A 17850-nucleotide genomic window follows, 5' to 3' on the forward strand; every position below is an offset into this window, starting at 1 on the left:
GGTGTTGGCGGACAGGTTCGGTCAGTTGAAGACGAGCTTTGCGGCGCCAACGACTGCCGCGGAGTTTTGCAGTGTGGCGCGGAGGACGGGCATGCGGGCGAGCGGGGCCAGCAGTTCCCGGCGCAGGGCTGCCTCCATGGGCTCCCACCACAGCTCGCCGGCGTCGGCCAGCCCGCCGGAGACTACCAATACCTCGGGGTCCAGGATATTGAGAAGCCCGCCGGCCGCCTGGCCAGCCGCAGCGGCCGCGGTGCTGACGGCCTCTCCCGCCGCAGGATCGCCGTCGTGCGCCAGGGCAAAGACTGCTCGGGTGTCCGGGACTGCAGGGGAGCCGCCCAGCCGCAGGAACGCCGCGTGGATGGCCGGCCCGGAGGCCACGGCCTCCACATGGCCCGAGTTGCCGCAGGAACACGGCAGCGCCTCGCCGCCGGAGTACGCGTACGGGGATGCGAGGTGCCCCACGTGACCGCCCACGAAGCGGTGGCCGAGGACCGGCGTGCCGGCCAGGACCAGGCTTCCTCCCACACCGGTTCCGAACGCGATCAGCAGCGAACTCGCCGTCCCAGCCGCGGCACCGCGCCACGCTTCGCCGAGTGCATGGGCGTGAACGTCGTTCACGGCACGGACCGCGGCCGCGGGAAGCCCCAGCCGCCCTGCAAGGCCCTTGGTCAGCGCCGTCCGCGCCCAACCCCGGATCGCGTCGGTCGCGGAAACCACAACGCCACGCCCTGCGTCGATCACGCCGGCGGAGCCCACCCCGACGCCAATGGTGGTGATGCCGTTGGCTTGGGCCCGGAGCCGTATCCTGGACACCAGCGCCGCGGTGGCGTCCAGGACAGCCTCGCCGCCGGCACGGCTGAGTGTTGGGGTGGTCTCCGAGAACAGCAGCTTGCCGTCTTCCGAGACCAGTCCTGCTGCAGTCTTGGTGCCGCCAAGGTCCACACCGATGGCGTGCGCCATGTTCCTCCTCAATCCAAGTTCCCTAGGTCCGTGAACACTGGAGCCTAGAGCAGGCCGTTGCGTTCAAGGATGACCTTGATGGCGGTGGTTTCGTCCTCGTTCAGGGAAGGCATGGGTGTGCTCATGGTGTTGGACTCGATGACGCCCATAAGCTGCAGGGCCGTCTTGAACGCGCCGAGGCCCGCCGCGCCGCCGGAGACCCGGCCGTTGGGGGTGTAAACGATCTCGAAGAGGTCGGCAATGCGGTCCTGCTCGGCAGCAGCCTTTGCCCACTCGCCGGCTGCTGCGGCGTCCATAAGGCTCCGGTAGCCGCGGGGGTCCACGTTGCCCAGGCCCGGGACGACACCTTGGGCGCCGCCGAGCAGGGCGCCGTCGACGACGACCTCGTGACCGGTGAAGATGTCGAAGTTGGGGATGTCCCGGGCGGCCAGCAGGAGCTGGCGGAAAGCGACGTCGTCGCCGGAGGAGTCCTTGACGCCGGCGATCACGCCGTCGCGGCCGAGCCGGACCAGCAGGTCAGTGGGCAGTTTGAAGTGGGTGCGGACGGGGACGTCATAGGCGAAGATCGGCGCGCTGACGGCGTCGTGTACGGCGCGGAAGTGGGTTTCCGTCTCCTCGGCGTTGCCGATCGCGTAGTACATCGAGGTCACAACGATCGCATCGGCGCCGAGGTCGATGACCTTCCGGGCCTCCTCGATGACGCGGTTGGTGGTCTGTTCGTTGGCGCCGACGATCAACGGCACGCTGCCGGAGTTCGCATCGGCGATGGTGCTGACAACGAGTTCGCGCTCGGCATTTGTCAGGTAGGGGACCTCGCCGGAGGATCCGAGGACGAAGAGGCCGGACACCCCGCCGTCGAGGAGGTGCCGGGTGAGGTTCTTCAGCGAGTCGGTATCGATGCTGCCGTCGGTGTGGCGGGGGGTGACGACCGGGGGAATGACGCCCTGGAATTGGGTAGACAAAGGTATCTCCAATGATGGTTTGGTGAGTTGGGAAAGGATGGGGGGATCAGGGGTGCAGCAGGCTGGGTGCGGCGCCGAGCAGTTTCTTGGTGTAGTCGTTGCCGGGATGGTCGAAGACCTCTCCGGCGGGACCTTGTTCCACGATTTCGCCGAAATACATAACGCAAATCCGGTCCGAGACGTAGCGGACCGTCTGGATATCGTGGGAGATGAAGACCATACCGAGGTTCAGCTGAGTCTTTAGGTCCGAGAGCAGGTTCAGCACCTGGGCCCGGACCGAGACGTCCAGCGCCGAGGTCGGCTCGTCCGCCACAATGATGTCCGGGTCCAGGGCCAGGGCGCGGGCGATGGCAACGCGCTGGCGCTGGCCGCCGGATACCTGCGAAGGCGTGACCTCGGCGGCGGATGACGGCAGCCCGACTAGTGCGAGGAGTTCCTTGACTTTCGCTGCCCGCGTCGCCGCGGTGCCGATCCCGTGGATCTTGAGCGGGTCGGTGAGGATGTCCTGGATGGTCATCCGGGGGTTGAGCGCAGTGGACGGGTCCTGGAAGACCACCGATACTGCGCGGCCAAATTCCCTGCGCAGGGCGGCGTTCCGCTTGATGGCGGGCTTCCCGTGGAACAACACCGCACCTGAGGTGGGGGTCTGCAGTCCCACCAGCACGGAGGCAAGGGTGGATTTGCCGCAGCCGGATTCGCCGACGATCCCCACGGTCTCGCCGCGGCTGATGGTGAAGTCCACTCCGTTGACTGCCTTGACGATGTTGGGCCGGAAGAGGCCGCCGGTTCGGGCCCGGTGGTGAACCTTGACGTTCTTCAGTTCAATCACGGGCTTGCCGGTTGGTGTGCTCACTTGGCATCCTCCTTGAGGTGGCTGGCCCAGTAGTGGTCGCTTTTTTTGTCAACTGGGGTCAGGACGAGCCGCTGGTCCGGGTCGGCGTCGGGCCGCAGCGAACGGGGAGCAAACCTGTCGCCGGTGGAGAACGCCCTCGGTGATGGTACTGTGCCGGGGATCTGGTGCAGGCGGGCGGCGTCGGCCTCAATGGAGAGCACGGCGCCGAGCAGGCCCCGGGTGTATTCGTGCCGCGGGTTCTGGAGCAGGGCGGATGCCTGCGCGGACTCCACGACCTGCCCGGCATACATCACGGTGATGCGGTGCGCGAGTGACGCCACCAGGGCGAGGTCATGGCTGACGAACACCATGGCGAAGCCCAGTTGCTCGCGCAGCTCGTTGAGCAGCTGCACCACCTGGTGCTGGACGGTCACGTCCAGTGCGGTGGTGGGCTCGTCAGCGACGACGATCCGGGGCGAGCGGGACAGTGCCATGGCGATCAGGACACGCTGCCGCTGGCCGCCGGAGAGCTCGTGCGGGTAGCTGGCCAGGGTGCGGACGGGATCCAGCTTGACCATTTTGAGAAGCTCGGCCGGGGTCTTGCGACCGCCGCGGCGGGTGAGTTGCTCCAGCTGGTCCTTGATTTTCATCGAGGGGTTGAGCGAGCTCAGCGCGTCCTGGTAGACCATGGCGATTTGCTGGCCCCGTAGACCTTGGTAGGCCTGGGTGCTGCCGTGGCCGGTTGAGGGGTCCAGCAGTTCCTTGCCGTTGAAGGTGATCGAGCCGGAGATCTTGGCAGTCTTGGGCAGCAGTCCCATGATGGCCAGGGACGTGATGGACTTGCCGCAGCCGGATTCGCCGACGAGCCCCATGGTTTCGCCCTCGCGGACGTTGAAGGAGACGTTGTCCACGATGTCGGTGTCGCCGAAGCGCCCCGGGAAGCGGATGGATAGGTTCTTGACCTCGAGGACCGTGCGCGCGGTGTCGGAGACCTGGGGGAGGCGGTCGGTCCGTCCGGCTTCGACGGTGGCGAGCAGTTTCAGCTCCTGGTCCAGCAGGGCGTGGGGATTGGCCGTTGGGACCTGCCTGTCCTGAGGGCATCCGGCCTCCGGGACAGCATCGGCCACAGCGGCGCGGACGACGTCGAGCTCATGCTGCTCCAGCACGGAGCCTTGGGCTACCGAGGTGCCGATCTCGGCGTCGACGGCCACAGCGGCGGGGGATGACCCGTCGTCGTCCTTGACAACGGGTGCCCGGCGGAGCTTCGGATTGACCATGGCATCCGTGAGGCCCTCGGCCAGGATGTTCAGGGCGAGCACTGTGAGCAGGATGGTGAGGCCGGCGAACGTGGTGGCCCACCAGCCGCCGGACAGGACGAGGTTGCGGCCGTAGGAGATCACATTGCCCCAGGACGGCGCGGGGTCCTGGACGCCGGCGCCGAGGAAAGAGAGCGAAGCCTCCAGGATGATCGCGTCCGCGACCATCACTGTGGCGAACACCAGGACCGGGGCCGCGGTGTTGCGCACGACGTGCTTCAGCAGGAGGTAGAAGCGGCCGGCGCCAATTACCCGCGCGGCGCGGACATAGTCTTCGCCGTATTGGGAGAGGACGTTGGCGCGGACCACCCGGGCGAGCTGGGGCGTGTAGATCACCGCAATGGCCACGATGATGGTGGGCACTGTATTGCCGAATGCCGCCAGCAGCACAGCGGCCAGGGCGATGCCGGGGAACGCCATAAGAATGTCCATAAGCCGCATGATCAGTTCGTTGACCGGTTTGCTGGAGGTCGCGGCCAGGGAGCCGAGCAGCGCGCCGGCAGCCATGGCCAGCGACACGGCGCCCAGGCCGATCATCAGGGAGGACTGCGCGCCATAGAGCAGGCGCGAGAAGATGTCACGTCCCAGCCGGTCGGTGCCGAAGAGGTGCTCCCCGCCGGGCGCCGTCGCCGGGGTGAAGGATTCCAGGGGGTCGTGCGGGGCGATGAGGGGCGCCAAGATGGCGGAAACGGTGATGGCCATCAGGAAGAGGAGCGCGAGCCGGGAGGTCCATGGAAGGGCCTTGAACCGGATTCCGGGGGCGCTGAGGCGTTCAGCGAGTTTGCTGCGCATGGGTCAGACCGTCCTGATTCGGGGGTTGATGAGCAGGTAGAGAAGGTCGACGGCGATGTTCACGATTACGAAGGTCACTGAGATGGTCAGGACCACCCCTTGGACGAGGTTGACGTCGAGGTTGGTGATTCCGTTGAGGATCAACTGGCCCATGCCGGGCAGGGCAAAGATCATTTCGATCACAACGGCGCCTCCGAGTAGATAGCCGATCCGCAGTCCCAGGACCGTCACCGGTGTGACAAGCGCGTTCCGGAGGACGTTTTTTGATACGACTTCCCGGTAGGGGACACCGTTGCCGATTGCTGTCCGGACGTAGTCGCGGTCAAGTTCCTCGACCATCGAGGTGCGGACCACACGGATCAGGGAGGCGGAGACCGGGATGGCGAGGGCAAGGGCCGGGAGCGTCATCGAGTTCAGCCACCCGCCGAAGCCGGATTCGGGTGTTGCGAGGCCGCCCGAGGGGAAGGACGGGCTGGCGCCAAGGGCGAACCACTGGATCAGCAGGATGCCCAGCCAAAATGACGGTGTTGCCACGGCGGCGATGGAGAACACCCGGACCAGTTGGTCCTGCCATTTGTCCCGGTAGAGTGCACCGATGATGCCGAAGGGAAGCGAGAGCAGAACGGCGATCAGCACCCCCAAGAAGGTCAGTTGCAGGGTCAGCGGAAACGCGGCAGCGATCATGTCGGCCACCGACTTTGCCGGCGGCGTGGTGACCCCGAGATCAAACTGGAGCAGCTTCCCGAGGAACCGGAAGTACTGCAGAACCAGGGAATCGTTGAGCCCGTTGTTCTGGCGGTACTGTTCCTTGGCTTCCTCACTGGCACCGTCGCCCAGGGCGCTGCTCGCCTGATCGCCTGGGGCGGCCTGAAGGACCAGGAACACCAGCAGGGTAATGCCAAGGATCATCAGGGGCAGCGCCGCAAGCCTGCGGCCCAGCAGGCGCAATATCGTGACCAAAATTGTCTCCGGAATTCGTGGAAGTTTGTCCCGGCCTCAGCCGGCACCGGGGGGCAGGTCATCCAGGTCCGGGCGGGAGGGGGCCCGCCCGGACCTGGACTTATTCGGCCGGAATCAGGCCGTGCGCCCGACGCCGATGAAGCCGACACCGGTGGTGGGCAGCGGCTTGAAGCCGCTGAGCTTCTTGGCATCCCAGGCGCTCGGAAGCTGGCGGTGGAAGATCGGATACAGCGGGAGCTCTTCGGACACCAGATCCACGATGTCGCCGGTCACCTTTTTCGCTTCAGCCTTGGTGGACCGCCCGGCTTTCGCCATGAGGTCCACAAGTGTCGCGCGTTCCGGGGTGGCGGCCCAATACGCGCGGCCCTTCATCCAGGTGTCGCCGGCGTAGAACCAGCTCAGCAGCAGGTCGGCGTCGTTGCCGAAGACGGACGGGTCGCCCGGGGCGGCGACGACGGAGAAATCTCCCTTGCCCACCCGGTCCGTGTACAACGCACCGGATTGCAGGTTCTTTAGGGTGACCTTGACGCCCGGGATCTTGTTCCAGGATTCCAGCATCAGCGGGGCCACATCCTTGACCCAGGCTGTGTCCGTGGTGAGCAGTTCAAATTCGAGGTTTGTGACGCCGGCCTGCTTCAGCAGATCCTCGGCTTTCCCGGGGTCATAGCCGTAGACATTCTTGGCCTTGACGTAGTCCGGGTGCCCTTCCTGGAAGTAGGAGCTGGCGGCCTTGGCGTTCCCGAACAGTGCCTTCTTAATGATGGAGTCCTTGTCCAAGCCGTAGTGCAAGGCTTGGCGGACCAGCTTGTTGTCGAACGGGGCCCGGGCGCAATTGAACATCATGAAGAGCAGCCCAAAAGACTGGACGGATTCCACCGTCGCCTTCGATTTCAGTCCGTCAATGTCAAGGTACGGGACATCCTCGATCGCCTGCACACGACCGGACTGCATCGCCGTGACGCGGGCGGCGGCGTCGGAGAGCAGGAGCCAGTTCATGCCCTTGGCCAGTGCCGGCATGGGCCCGTTGTAGTCCGGGTTTGCCTCGAAGACAATCTTGTCGTCCTTGACCGCGGACACCAGTTTGTAGGGGCCGGTACCGACGGGCTTGGCGTCGAATGCTTTGAGCTGATCCGATCCGAGCGGGAAGTTGGCCAGGGCCTTGGGAACGACCTTGACGACGGAGATGCGCGGGCCGAAGCCCGGGAACGCATATTTCAGCGTGAACTCGACGGTCTTCGCGTCGATGGCCTTGACGTCCTGGATAAACGGGATGAATTGGGAGAAGAGCGACTTGTTCGCCGGGTCCATCACACGGGTAAAGGAGAAGACCACGTCTTCGGAGGTGACCGGGGTGCCGTTGTGGAACGTCGCGCCATCGCGGAGGGTCACCTGGTACGTGGTGTCGTTGACTTGCTTCGGATCGGCCGCGGCGAGGGCGTTGTACGGCTCGCGGGTGGCGGGATGAAGTTCCACCAGGCCCTCGTAGACATGGAGGTTGGCGGCCAGCGGCGTTGCCCCGGAAGCGGACAGCGGGTCGAACCCGGTAGACAGGGCGTAGGAGATGCCCGCTTCGATGATGAGGTCCTTGTTGATCGGTGCAGTGTTTGCCCCCGGTCCTGCCGTTGTGGTGGCGGCTCCGCCGCAGGCGGCGAGAGAAGTGGTGAAAGCCGCGGCCATGCCCAGGGCGCCCGACAACTTGAGGAAGCTCCGGCGGCTGGCGTCATTGACCAGCGGCAAGTTCATTGATGTCCTGCTCATAATTTGCCTCACCATTCGAGTATATTTATCGGATGTAGGACGTCCGATGCTTGTAGTGGAAACTGTAAGGGGCATCACACGGGCCCGTCAAGCGGGTGTAGAACCGCAAGTTGGCGAACCCCCCGGGCGACGTACGCAGCATCCAGATCGAAGGAGAGAATGTGTCACTGATCGTCGGCGCCTATCCGGCCCAGCCCGAGGGGCTGCTGCAGAGTCAGTTCTTCGAGGAACTCGCAGCACTCGCCGCTATCCGCGGCCTCGAGCTTCCCTACCGCGCCTGGGGCGGCGACCCGTGGCCTGCCGGGGCGAACGCCGACTGGTCAGCGGTGGTCACCGCAATTCCCGGAACCATGCAGAGAGCCGGCGCAGACGCGCGGTTCGGACTCGCCTCCACGGACCGGGAAGGGCGTCGGGCCGCCGTTGACTTCACGGCAGGGATCTTGGGCTATGTCGCAGGCCTTCGGGACCAGGGGCACCGGGTGGAGGCCGTCGCGTTGCATTCTGCTCCGTCCGGGCATGGCACTCCAGCGGCCTTCGCGGAGTCGCTCTGGGAGATCCTAGGGTGGGACTGGCAGGGCACCTCCCTAGTGGTTGAACACTGCGATGCACCGCGTCCCGGACGGGTTCCTGAAAAGGGATTTCTTTCATTCAGCGACGAAACCAACCTCGTCCGGGCGTTTCGGGAGCAGGGCCAGGACATCGGAATGCTCGTGAACTGGGCCCGGTCCGTCATCGAGACAGGTCAGCGGCGCACGGCAGCAGCCCATGTGGCCGAGGCGCGCGAAGCGGGAGTTCTCAACGGCCTGATGTTTTCCGGGTGTTCCCCCGAAGCCACCGAGTTCGGTTACCCGTGGATCGATGCCCATCTGCCTGCCGTCGAGGTCGAAGGAGCTCCGGCCAGTTCCCTGCTTACCACCCGCGAAATCGCCGGATGCCTTCGCGAAGCCGGCAGGCCGCCGATCATTGGTCTCAAGATCGGCCTGCCAGGGGCCGCGGCGTCACCCCTTGAGCGGGCCGCACGGGTGCGTCAAATGTGCGACCTCGTGATGGCCAACGTCGGGTAGATGGAGGTTCCTGAACATCAAAATGGAACACTCGCCCAAGATCCACGTCGGCACTGACGTATGCGGCCTCTTCGACGAAGGCTGCAATCGCCCGGCCCGGACCACAGCCATTAGGCGACCGCCAGTTCCAGCACGAACATCACATCCAACAGCTCGGTCCCATCCAGTGCCGATTGATCACCGGCCACCGGGGCAGCAGGCGCCAGCCCGCCAGCGGCAACAACCCGAACGACGTGTGCGTCCGCGAAACCGTTGGCGAAGGTTCCGGTGACGTCCACGGACGGCAACCCGCCCAGCGTCGGATCCGCGGCAAACGCACCGGTGGGTGTCCCGTCCACCGAGAACTTCAGACCCGCCAACGCTGGCCCGCCCGGCTTGGTCCGCAGCGCCAGCTTCGCCGAGCTCACCGTGACGCCTCGGCCGTTGAGGAAGTACGGCAGGTGTGTGCTCATCAGCGTGAATCCGGCATCGGTAGCGGCAGGGGAGTGCAGCAACGCGTTGAACGTGTTGGAGAACTGGTTCCGCAGCGACACCACGTGCTGCAGCGGATTGTTAGCCAGAACGTTCAGGATGGTGCCCTCGGTGGCGGCCTGCAGCGCCTCGGTCTTGTCCCGCAGCACACCGTCGTACTTCGAGGTGTACGCCAGCCGGAGCACAACATCGTTGATGGTGCCGTAGTCGAACTGCCGGAAGCTCTTCGGTAACGTCAACTGCCAGCTGCTGATGGCGCCCGCCCCCTCGAACGGCATGTACCGCTCGTCCCGGAAGTTCAGTTCGAACACCCCCGGGTCGCTTTGCGCGGTACTGGTGGCGATCAGGGCGGCCCGCGCGTCGGGCATTTGCGTCACATTCGCGGCCCCCAACTTGGCCTCCTTCCGGATCCAGCTCTCATTCAGTTGCAACGTGGCGCTGACGTTCGCGAACGGTCCCGTGACACAGGGAATGGTGATCCGGGCGGACTTGATCCGGCGGAAGTAGTGCCCGGGGTAGACCACATCGAAGAGCACCTCGGGAATGTCGAAGGCACACTCGCCGGTGGTTTTGAGCTGCACCAATGCGGTGGGATCCAGTTGGCTCACCGAGAATGATTGATCGATCTCAAGATCCCGGATATTGGTCTCCACGTAGCGCCGCTCCAGCTGCTGCAGGTCCACCACCAGCTGTGCCCCGGCAGACAGGCCCAAATACTCGCTATCCCAATACGAGCCGCCCAGCCGATAGGAATCCTCGCCCCGCTCAAACCGGAACGCCTGCTCCGCCATCCGCGCCATGGAGAGCGCCGTATTAAACGCCTCGCGGTGGAGCCGCTGCAAGGTGGTGGCCAGGAAGGCATAGAGTCCCACGCCGGTGAAGTGATTTTCGTACAGGTCCAGGACCTCTTCAGCCTGCTCGGCGGCCCTGGTATGGATGGTGATGTTCCGCTCCGCAATGTCCCGGCGCAGCTTCATCCCCGTCAGCTGCAGATCGATCTCGGCCAAGTCATCCGCTGCCGCATCCACCTGTTGCTTCCAGCCCTGCTCCCGCCGGTCGAAGCCGGCCTCGACGGCGGCGCTCGTGGCCAGCGCATCGGCGAAGTCGCCCGTGGCCCGGGTTCCGACCGCGAAGTTGTGGGCGCTCCAGCCGGCCTCCACGCCGCCGTACTTCATGGCGAACGGGGAGCCCAGTTGGGGGATCAGGTGCAGCGCGCCGGAGAGGAAGCCCAGCGTGGCTTCGGTCATCCGTGCGCCACTGGCAATGTGCTTGCTGATCCGCTCCGTCCGCTCGGACGCCGTGAGGCTGCCGTCCACCAGCCCATCGAAATAGGCCTTCCGGTTGGCCACAGTGGTTCGGTGCCGCTCCAGGCTGGCCACCGCGTTTGCCGCCGCGTCCCGTTCCTGTTCGCGCGTGCGGGTGGTGAGGTCCAGGATCTGCTGCTGATGCTGGGCCCGCAGCAGGTTCAGCTGTTCGCCGTCGCGCCTTTCCACCGCCGCCTGCAGTGCGTTGCCGAAACCCTGCACCGCGGTGGCTTGGCTCTTGGCCTTCTCCAACAGGAACGAGAACCGATACTGCGGCACGTCACCATTGAGGCTGGTCAGCGCGTCCTGCAAGGACATGCCCTCCGCCCGTGCCCGGACCAATGCCATCGGATCGATCTCCGCGGCGAACAGCGAGAGCTTGCGAACCGCGCCGCTGATGTCGCGGCAGTTGCGCAGCTTCCACAGCCTGTCCTCGAGCCGGTCCCAGTAGGCCAGCAGGTCCTTGTTCGGCGGGATGCAAAACACCGGGTTGACCTGGCGAATGAACGCCACCCCAAACCTTCCCGGCCGCCGCTTGTCCGGCCGCACCCGGGTGGGCCGGTCCTTCCCGTCCGGCCGCAGCCGGTTTTTGCCCTCGTAGGCGCCCAGCCGCTTCCAATCCGGCCCGGCGCTGACGGCGGCTGTGTCCGGTTCGAATTCCCGCAGCCCCTTCCGAGGCGGCACGGCAAGTACCCGGGTCCCGGCATCGACCGATCCCACGGACTTCACAAACACCTTGTCGATGTCCGCCCGCTCGGTCTCGCGCTCCTTGATCGCCTCGGGGTACAGATCGTCCGTCCCGGTGCGGCCCAGCCCGGCCAGACCCGCGGGCGAGTCAATGTCGGCGGTCTCGAATCGTGGAATTCGGTTGGCCATCAGCCTGGCCCGGATCGCCAGCCCGGCCACCGGCAGTTCCGCGCGCCGTTCGAACAGCCGCCGCGGGTCCGCCGGCTGCCGGCCCGGCGGCGCCGGGGCGGGAGCGGCGACGGCGGCAGCGTCCTCCACCAGCATGGCCGCGGCATTGCTGGCGGCGAAGACAGCCTTGGTTGAGTCGGGTGCCACCCGGCCCGCGTCCTCGATACTGAACACACCAGCAGCCTTCAGCCGCTCCGACGAGAGCGCCCGCTTGGTGATCCGCTCAAAGGACACTGAATCCAGCACATACTTGTGCCGGCTGCCCATCTCCTTGGTGCGCTTTCCCTGGATCACCAGGTGCTCGGCCTCGACCAGGAACTCCGAGCCCTTACTGATCAGCGGCTGGATCTTCTCGTAGGTGCGGGGGTCCACCGCGTCTGGGCCGCACGAGCCCAACTGCGCCGGCCGGTCGCCCAGGATGTCCGCAACGGTGGCGTAGTGGATGAGCGCCTCGTTGACCGTCTCCATCTGGAACTGCTCGAACAGGGAATCGGCGAGGTCCAGCTTGTTGTCGATGTACCGCATCACGATCGACTTTTGGTAAGCGCTCAGCCGCAGCCGGGCAATGGCATGCGGGTTGAACGGATCCTTGTGGTAGGCCGCGATCGACGAGGAATCCGTGAGGATGGCGCGCATGGTTGGCAACGTCAGGCCGCGGAATTCCAGGTAGCGCCAGTTCCGGTCCCGGCGCCGGGCTTCATTGGCCGATGCGGAGAGCACCGGGTCAGGCGTGACCACCTCAGAGGTGGTGGGGTCGAAGATGTGCTGGTACCAGCGCTCGGCCTGCGCGTACTTGCCCTGGCTGTTGCAGTGGTTGCCGATCAGCGACGGGATGTGATGGAAAATCTCCCGGTAGTACGTGCCAAACGGCCCGGTGAAGTCCAGCCTCCCGGACACCACCCGGTTGACGATCCGGTTCCCGGACAAACCAAATGCCAGCGGCGCCTCGGCAAGCGCTCGCTGGGTGTCCAGGTCCAGCAGGTGTTCCACGCCGCCGGTGAACAGTTCGCGGGCCACCCGCCGCGCCAGCGTGGTGCCCAACCTGCGCAGCGCCCAGCTGGCCGCGTTCGAGGCGGTGGCCTGCAGCAGGTACAGGTCCCCGCCGGCGTCGATGATCCCGTCCGACAGCGAACCGTTGATGGGCATCAGCCGGCCCGCGCCGATATTCGCCAGCGCACCGACGTACAGGTTCTTGGTGATGATGTTCTTCACCGGCGTGGACCAGTCCACCAACACGCGGTCCAGCCGGATCTTGTCGGCGGCAAGCCCGGCGAGGGCGTAGTTATCGAACAAGGAGGCCGACGGCGTCCCGTAGTACAGCGTCCCGTTCTTCTTGGTGAGAATGGGCGAGTGCGGGGTCAGGTTCCACGTCACTGCCTGCCGGCTCAGGTGCAGGCTGGCGGCCGTGGACGTGGACTTGTCGAACGTGTCGATGTAGGCGCGCATCTGGTAACCGGCACCGGCCACAAACAGCGAGTTGCCCTGCACCTCCGGGTACAGCTGGGTCCACTCCAGACCGCGCAGGGTGTACCCGTCGCGGGCCTTGACGTGGACGTCGTCGTCATATCTGGGCGTGATCAGGCGTTTTTGGGCGGCCGTCAAACTGGCCACCGACGAGGAACCACCGAACAGACCCCAGCCCAACAGCCCGCCAATGGCGCTCAGGAAGTCCTGCCACTCCTCGGGCTCGGCCAGCGGATCCTCGATGACGCCGTCGCTCTCGCCAAATGGATCGGTGCCGTACAGACGCACCCGCTGTGGCGCGGTCCACCTGCCATCCAGGCGGAGGGTGGTGAACTTGATGATCAGCTTGTGGTTGTACCCGGCGAAGCGGGATCCGGCGTCGGCCACTTCATTGACCGGTGAGGTTGTGATCTCCGCCCACAGCAAGTGCAGCCGGCCGTTGTGAACCACCGGGGATACTTCCCGGACGGGGATGGCAACGTCCACCTTTTGCCACGGACCCCAGACGGTGCCACCGGACTTCCGGCCCTGCGGCGCAGCATTTTCGACGCGCCGGTAGTAGAAGGTAGCCGGGTCGCCGGGGGTGACCCCGAAGAGGTGCAGCACATCGGAATCGGCGCGGGGATCCACCTCTTGGTAGGACCCGGCGATGGTCAAGCTGGCCAGTTCCTGAAAACCGTCCAGGTACGTGCCGTAAGCATCCAGTACCGCCTGCTCGTCGATGTCGGTTTGCAGCAGTTCCTTCTCGAGGTCCTCGAACAAGGGTGTCTTGTCATCCCGCAGGTCCGGGAAGAGGTAGTTTTCCGGCCACAGGAACACCTTGCGATTGGCTTCCCAGACCCGGTAATGCATCCGCCATTCCCACTCGTCGCGCGGCACCTGGGTGGGCTGGACGTGCACGTTTCCTGCCCGGTCCTGCTCGAGGTTCATCAGCACACGGTGGACATACATCTGCGCGCTTGAAATGGCGGACACCACGCGCGAGGTGAGGAAGCAGCCCTCCACCTCGGGATCGATCAGGAAGTACCGGAACAGGTCTTCCAGCCGTTCAAATTCGGGGTGCAGTGCGTGCACCAGATAGTTCGCCAGCGCGTCCCGGCAGCGCTCCAGGAGCCGGGCCCGGAACGGTCCGTACGCCTTCTGCCACGCGGTTTCGTCCGCATACTTGGCACGGAAAACGGCGAAGAGGGCATCGGCACCTTGGCTGAGGAGGTCGTAGTCGTCCTCGGCTACCAGGGCTAACGCTTCGCCGCCGATGCCTACCGCGGTGGCCACAGCGGCGGCCTCGGCGAGTAGGTCGAGCGCGTCCAGCGCGTCGGCGGGCAACGCCAGGTTGGCTTGCAGGGAGACGGAAACAGCACGTTCGGCGGCGAGGAGTGCCGCGAGGGTGTCCTGATCGGCAGCGCCGAAGTGGGCGGCATTGGTGAACGCGCCGGCCACTGCCGTCAGTGCCGCGGTGCCCGCGGGATCCGTGCCAAGATGCCGCCGGAACTGGTCCACCTTGCGGGCCGCCTCGATGGTCAGCGCGTTGGGTGCCTGCAGCGCAAACATGGATGCATGGGCAGCAGCAAACTCCACCGCCTCCGCACCGAGGTCTTTGGCGTTGAACAGCGTCACCAGCGGCAGGATGGGCCCGACGGCGGCACTCAGGGCGGCGATGGAGCCGTTGCCCAGCGCTTCGGGAACGATCGCCGCTGCGTCCAGGTCGGCACCGGCAAGGGCGGCGATAGCGGCCAGCTTGGCCACCGGCACCTTGAGCAGGGCAGCCAAGGCCGGCTTCAGCAGCGTGCCCGCGTGGTGGGTGAGGAGGACCGCTCGAAGCTCCGGCTCCGCAACGGTGACGGCGGCTGGCACCGTGAGGACAGTAATCGGGGTGAAGGCGGCGCTCAACGCCAGCTGGCCAGCCGAGGCATCGAAGGCGGCGGGGTTGGCCGCCACCAGTGCGCGCGAGCCGGCCTCGGATACGCCGGCCAGCGTAAACACTGTGTCGGTGAAGGTCAGGCTGCGGTCGGCGGCGAGCCGGTCCAGGGCACCCTTGGCCAGCGCGTCAGCGGCGGGATAGGCTGCGGCGTTGGTTACCACCGCGCCGGTGATGCTGGCAAGATCGTCAACTGAGCGCTTGGCGCCCCTGGCCCAGGCGGCAGTTGCCAGCAGCACACGAAGGTCGTTGAGGCCGCCCACGTGGGTCAGCGGTCCGCTGGGCAGCAGGGCCAAGAGCCGGAACAGGTCCGGCAGCCTCATCTTGAGGAGTTTTGCGAGCCGGGCGTGCCGGACCAAGAGCGCCAAGTTGCTGGCGGTCAGGGCAAAGCCACGGTCCGCCTCTGCTGCGGCGGCGGGGTTGGCGCCCAATGGAGCGGCTAGGCCCGCGATGAGTTCGAACAGTCCACTGGCATCGGTGCGGGTGGCGGCGAGCAGCCGGTGCAGCATGTGATCCGAGGCGGCCACTGTGGGATCATCCCGCAGTGCAGGGTGGACAAACCGGGTGCCCGGCAACGGCAGCGGGCCGTCCATGGCCACCAGGTCGGGAAGGTTGAACAGCCGGTCAAAGAGGCCAGGTGCCGAGCTGCTGACGGGGCTGGTGGGTACCTCGGTGAACAGCGGGAGCAGGTCCTCCACCGATCCGCCGAGGCTCTGCTGCAGGGCTTGCAGTTCGGCAATCACGCGCACGGCCGCGGCGTCGATCCCGGCAGCCAAGCCCGCATCCGTGAGCGCTCCCACCACGAGGTCGAGCTGGCGAATGGACCAGCCCGGGCAGGCCCGCCACAGCCGGGTGAACCGGTGCATCCTGTCCAGCGATTCAGGCTTCAGCCCGGTGACCCGTTCAATATCGTTCTGCACGCTGGCAGCGCTGAGCTTGCCGCCCACGATCGTGACCGGCTCGGCGCCGCTAGCCGAGACGAACCGGGTGGACACAAGTTGGGCCAGATCGGTCTGCGCGATGGACATTGGCCGGAGCAGGGTCTGTGCATCGAACGGTGTGACTCCTGCCGGTTTGTAGTCGAAACCCTGCCCGTACATGGTGTCCAGGAAGGCGTGGGCAGTGTTGGCCGTGGTGATCAGGGTGGCCTCTTCTAAGCTGAGGCCCAACCCGGCTATGGCCACTTGGTCGGGGGTGCCACCGCTGAGCCGGACAAACGTGGAGCGTGGCACGCCGAAGTGTTCCAGATACGTCTGCGTGCGGGAGAGCGGCCGAGAGAAGGGGAGCCCAAAGCACACCTTGGCGGACGCCAGTTTGTCCCGGTATACGGCGCGCTCCACCGCGATCCGGTCCGCGGTGTCCCCGGCGAAGCCCGTCCGCTTGGCCAGGTACGTCTCCAGGATCTCGTTGACGATCACCAGCTGCGGTATCTCATTAGTGGTGTTATCGCAGGTCAGCGGCAGGGTCCACAGCTCTGGCCGGCGGGTCTTCAGGTTCAGGACATGATCCGCCAAGGCTCCGGTGAAGACGCGGCTGAGCAGGTGTTCCTCGATGAAGTGCATTAGGTCCACAAAGTAGGCAGCGGGTCCGGTGATGGACTTGCAGTTTTGGCAGGCGCAAAAGGCTTGGCTGCCAAACAGGTCCTCATAACCATCGATCTGTTTGAAGTAGTCCTCGATGCTGGGATCGGCGTTGGCCACAGTCAAGAGCCCGAAGCCGCCGTGCTTCATATCGATGATCGAGCCCACCAAAGCCGAGGCCGTACCCACTGTCATGGTCACGGTGTCGTAGTAGCGGGAGGCTACGGCCTCGCTCAGCCCGGTCCGGGTGATCACATCGGCGAGCTGCGCCGACGCCAACGCGGTGGCCGAATCGAAGCCTGCGCTCATCAGTTTGGCCGCGTCAGTAGCGTCTCCGGTGATGGCGAAGACGCGCTGCATCACCTTGGCGTGCCGCAGCATCAACGGCCGCTCCGCTTGCGCAACTCCGCCAAAGTCCAACGCGGCGACGTCGGCGCTCTCGGGGGTGAGGTCGAGGTCGACAAGTTCCACGTCGGCGTTCTTCGCCAAGAAGCTGTCGAACTGTGAGACCCGCTGGCCCACCTTATTGGCACGCTCGCCGGCGGAGAGGGTCGCGTCAGCCATGATGGCTTCGAGTCCCAGCCCGCGGTGCGCTCCCGCCAAGCCGGCCAGGCTGCCTAACGCCGCTTGGACGTTGGGCAGCGATTGGGCGGAGACCCCGGAAAGGTCAGGGGTACCCAAAACATCAGCGCCGACGTCGAGCACTGCTTTCGCCGTGGTGATCGCGGCGGAGACGTCGTTCGTTACCGGAGCCGCCAGCCGGGCCCGGACCGCGCCGGTGGGGTAGGTGGCCTCCACCCTTGCCGCGAGCAACAGCGCGTATTGATCTGCGTCCATGCCGCCCGGCGGGGTGATGCCCGCCGTCGCAATGGCCGCTTTCCAGCCCTCCGTGTTCAAATCGACGAGATCGCGCACTGTCGCCACGGCGCCGCCGGCCGCACCAGTCTTGAGGATGGTGCCGGCCAAGGCGGTGTCCTCGTCCACCAGCCGGTAAATGCTGGTGGCCAAACCAATTGACGTCGCCTCGGCAACGGTGAGCAGCCGGTGGCCCACCAGGTCATCGAGCTGGGTATCGTCGATGTTGCTCAGCCGCAGCCCGCCCTCCACCAGTTTGGTGGCACGGTCTGGATCAAACACGGCGATCTCGGCCAGGCGATGCATGCGGGCAGCGGCCACATCGTCGCGGACCAGCGGCCCCGCACCCAACGGGAGGTTTGCCAGCGCCAAACCGGCTGATTCCACCGCGTCGATCTGCGCTTTGGCCTGGGCGATCAACTCAGGCGGGGCCTGCCGGGCCAGCAGTCCCTTCATTAGCGCCGCACCCGGGCCTTCCGCGCCGGAAAGATCGATATCCTTGGCCGTTTCCCACAAGCGCGGCGGCCCGGAATTCTGCATCTGGTCCGCCAAGGCGGCACCGAGCGCCGCCCGCTGGGCGTCCTGGACCGCAGCCACCACCTCGAGGTCCTTGGCGTCCACCACCTCGCCCGGGGCGAGACCCGCAATCCGGTCAAGGCGCAGCAATTCGTCTCGGTTCATAGCTCCTCCTAAGGGTGG

At 65.9% G+C, this 17850-nt stretch carries 8 protein-coding genes; 1 reads left to right on the forward strand and 7 read right to left on the reverse strand.

What is annotated here, in order from left to right:
- Positions 1-21: 21 nt before the first annotated feature.
- The 6 genes from QI450_RS07015 to QI450_RS07040 all read right to left on the reverse strand — a co-directional run bounded on the left by QI450_RS07015 (position 22) and on the right by QI450_RS07040 (position 7580).
- Positions 22-960 (reverse strand): ROK family protein, encoded by a 939-nt coding sequence (locus tag QI450_RS07015; protein ID WP_226776039.1) that lies wholly within the window; start codon positions 958-960, stop codon positions 22-24.
- Between the two features lie 44 nt (positions 961-1004).
- Positions 1005-1922: a dihydrodipicolinate synthase family protein gene (locus QI450_RS07020; RefSeq protein WP_226776040.1), complete on the reverse strand. Its 918-nt coding sequence runs from the start codon at positions 1920-1922 to the stop codon at positions 1005-1007.
- Positions 1923-1968: 46 nt separating this feature from the next.
- On the reverse strand, positions 1969-2775 hold the full coding sequence (locus QI450_RS07025; protein ID WP_226776041.1) for an ABC transporter ATP-binding protein: 807 nt from the start codon (positions 2773-2775) through the stop codon (positions 1969-1971).
- Positions 2772-4862 (reverse strand): dipeptide/oligopeptide/nickel ABC transporter permease/ATP-binding protein, encoded by a 2091-nt coding sequence (locus tag QI450_RS07030; protein WP_226776042.1) that lies wholly within the window; start codon positions 4860-4862, stop codon positions 2772-2774. Before QI450_RS07030 ends, QI450_RS07025 begins: the two co-directional genes overlap by 4 nt.
- A 3-nt stretch (positions 4863-4865) precedes the next feature.
- Positions 4866-5822: an ABC transporter permease gene (locus tag QI450_RS07035; RefSeq protein ID WP_226776043.1), complete on the reverse strand. Its 957-nt coding sequence runs from the start codon at positions 5820-5822 to the stop codon at positions 4866-4868.
- Between the two features lie 114 nt (positions 5823-5936).
- On the reverse strand, positions 5937-7580 hold the full coding sequence (locus tag QI450_RS07040; RefSeq protein ID WP_226776044.1) for an ABC transporter substrate-binding protein: 1644 nt from the start codon (positions 7578-7580) through the stop codon (positions 5937-5939).
- Between the two features lie 110 nt (positions 7581-7690).
- Between QI450_RS07040 and QI450_RS07045 the strand changes: the two genes are divergently transcribed.
- Complete coding sequence (locus QI450_RS07045) at positions 7691-8644, forward strand: DUF4862 family protein (protein WP_226776045.1); 954 nt, start codon at positions 7691-7693, stop codon at positions 8642-8644.
- A gap of 110 nt (positions 8645-8754) precedes the next feature.
- Here QI450_RS07045 and QI450_RS07050 read toward each other — a convergent pair whose 3' ends face one another.
- Positions 8755-17832 (reverse strand): neuraminidase-like domain-containing protein, encoded by a 9078-nt coding sequence (locus QI450_RS07050; RefSeq protein ID WP_282468144.1) that lies wholly within the window; start codon positions 17830-17832, stop codon positions 8755-8757.
- Between the last annotated feature and the right edge of the window lie 18 nt (positions 17833-17850).

Origin of the sequence: Arthrobacter sp. EM1, assembly GCF_029964055.1 — a bacterium.
Classification (GTDB): domain Bacteria; phylum Actinomycetota; class Actinomycetes; order Actinomycetales; family Micrococcaceae; genus Arthrobacter.

Coding starts and splice junctions, on each gene's coding strand:
- QI450_RS07040 (WP_226776044.1), bottom strand. CDS start 7,580: ATGAGCAGGACATCAATGAACTTGCCGCTGGTCAATGACGCCAGCCGC.
- QI450_RS07050 (WP_282468144.1), bottom strand. CDS start 17,832: ATGAACCGAGACGAATTGCTGCGCCTTGACCGGATTGCGGGTCTCGCC.
- QI450_RS07030 (WP_226776042.1), bottom strand. CDS start 4,862: ATGCGCAGCAAACTCGCTGAACGCCTCAGCGCCCCCGGAATCCGGTTC.
- QI450_RS07015 (WP_226776039.1), bottom strand. CDS start 960: ATGGCGCACGCCATCGGTGTGGACCTTGGCGGCACCAAGACTGCAGCA.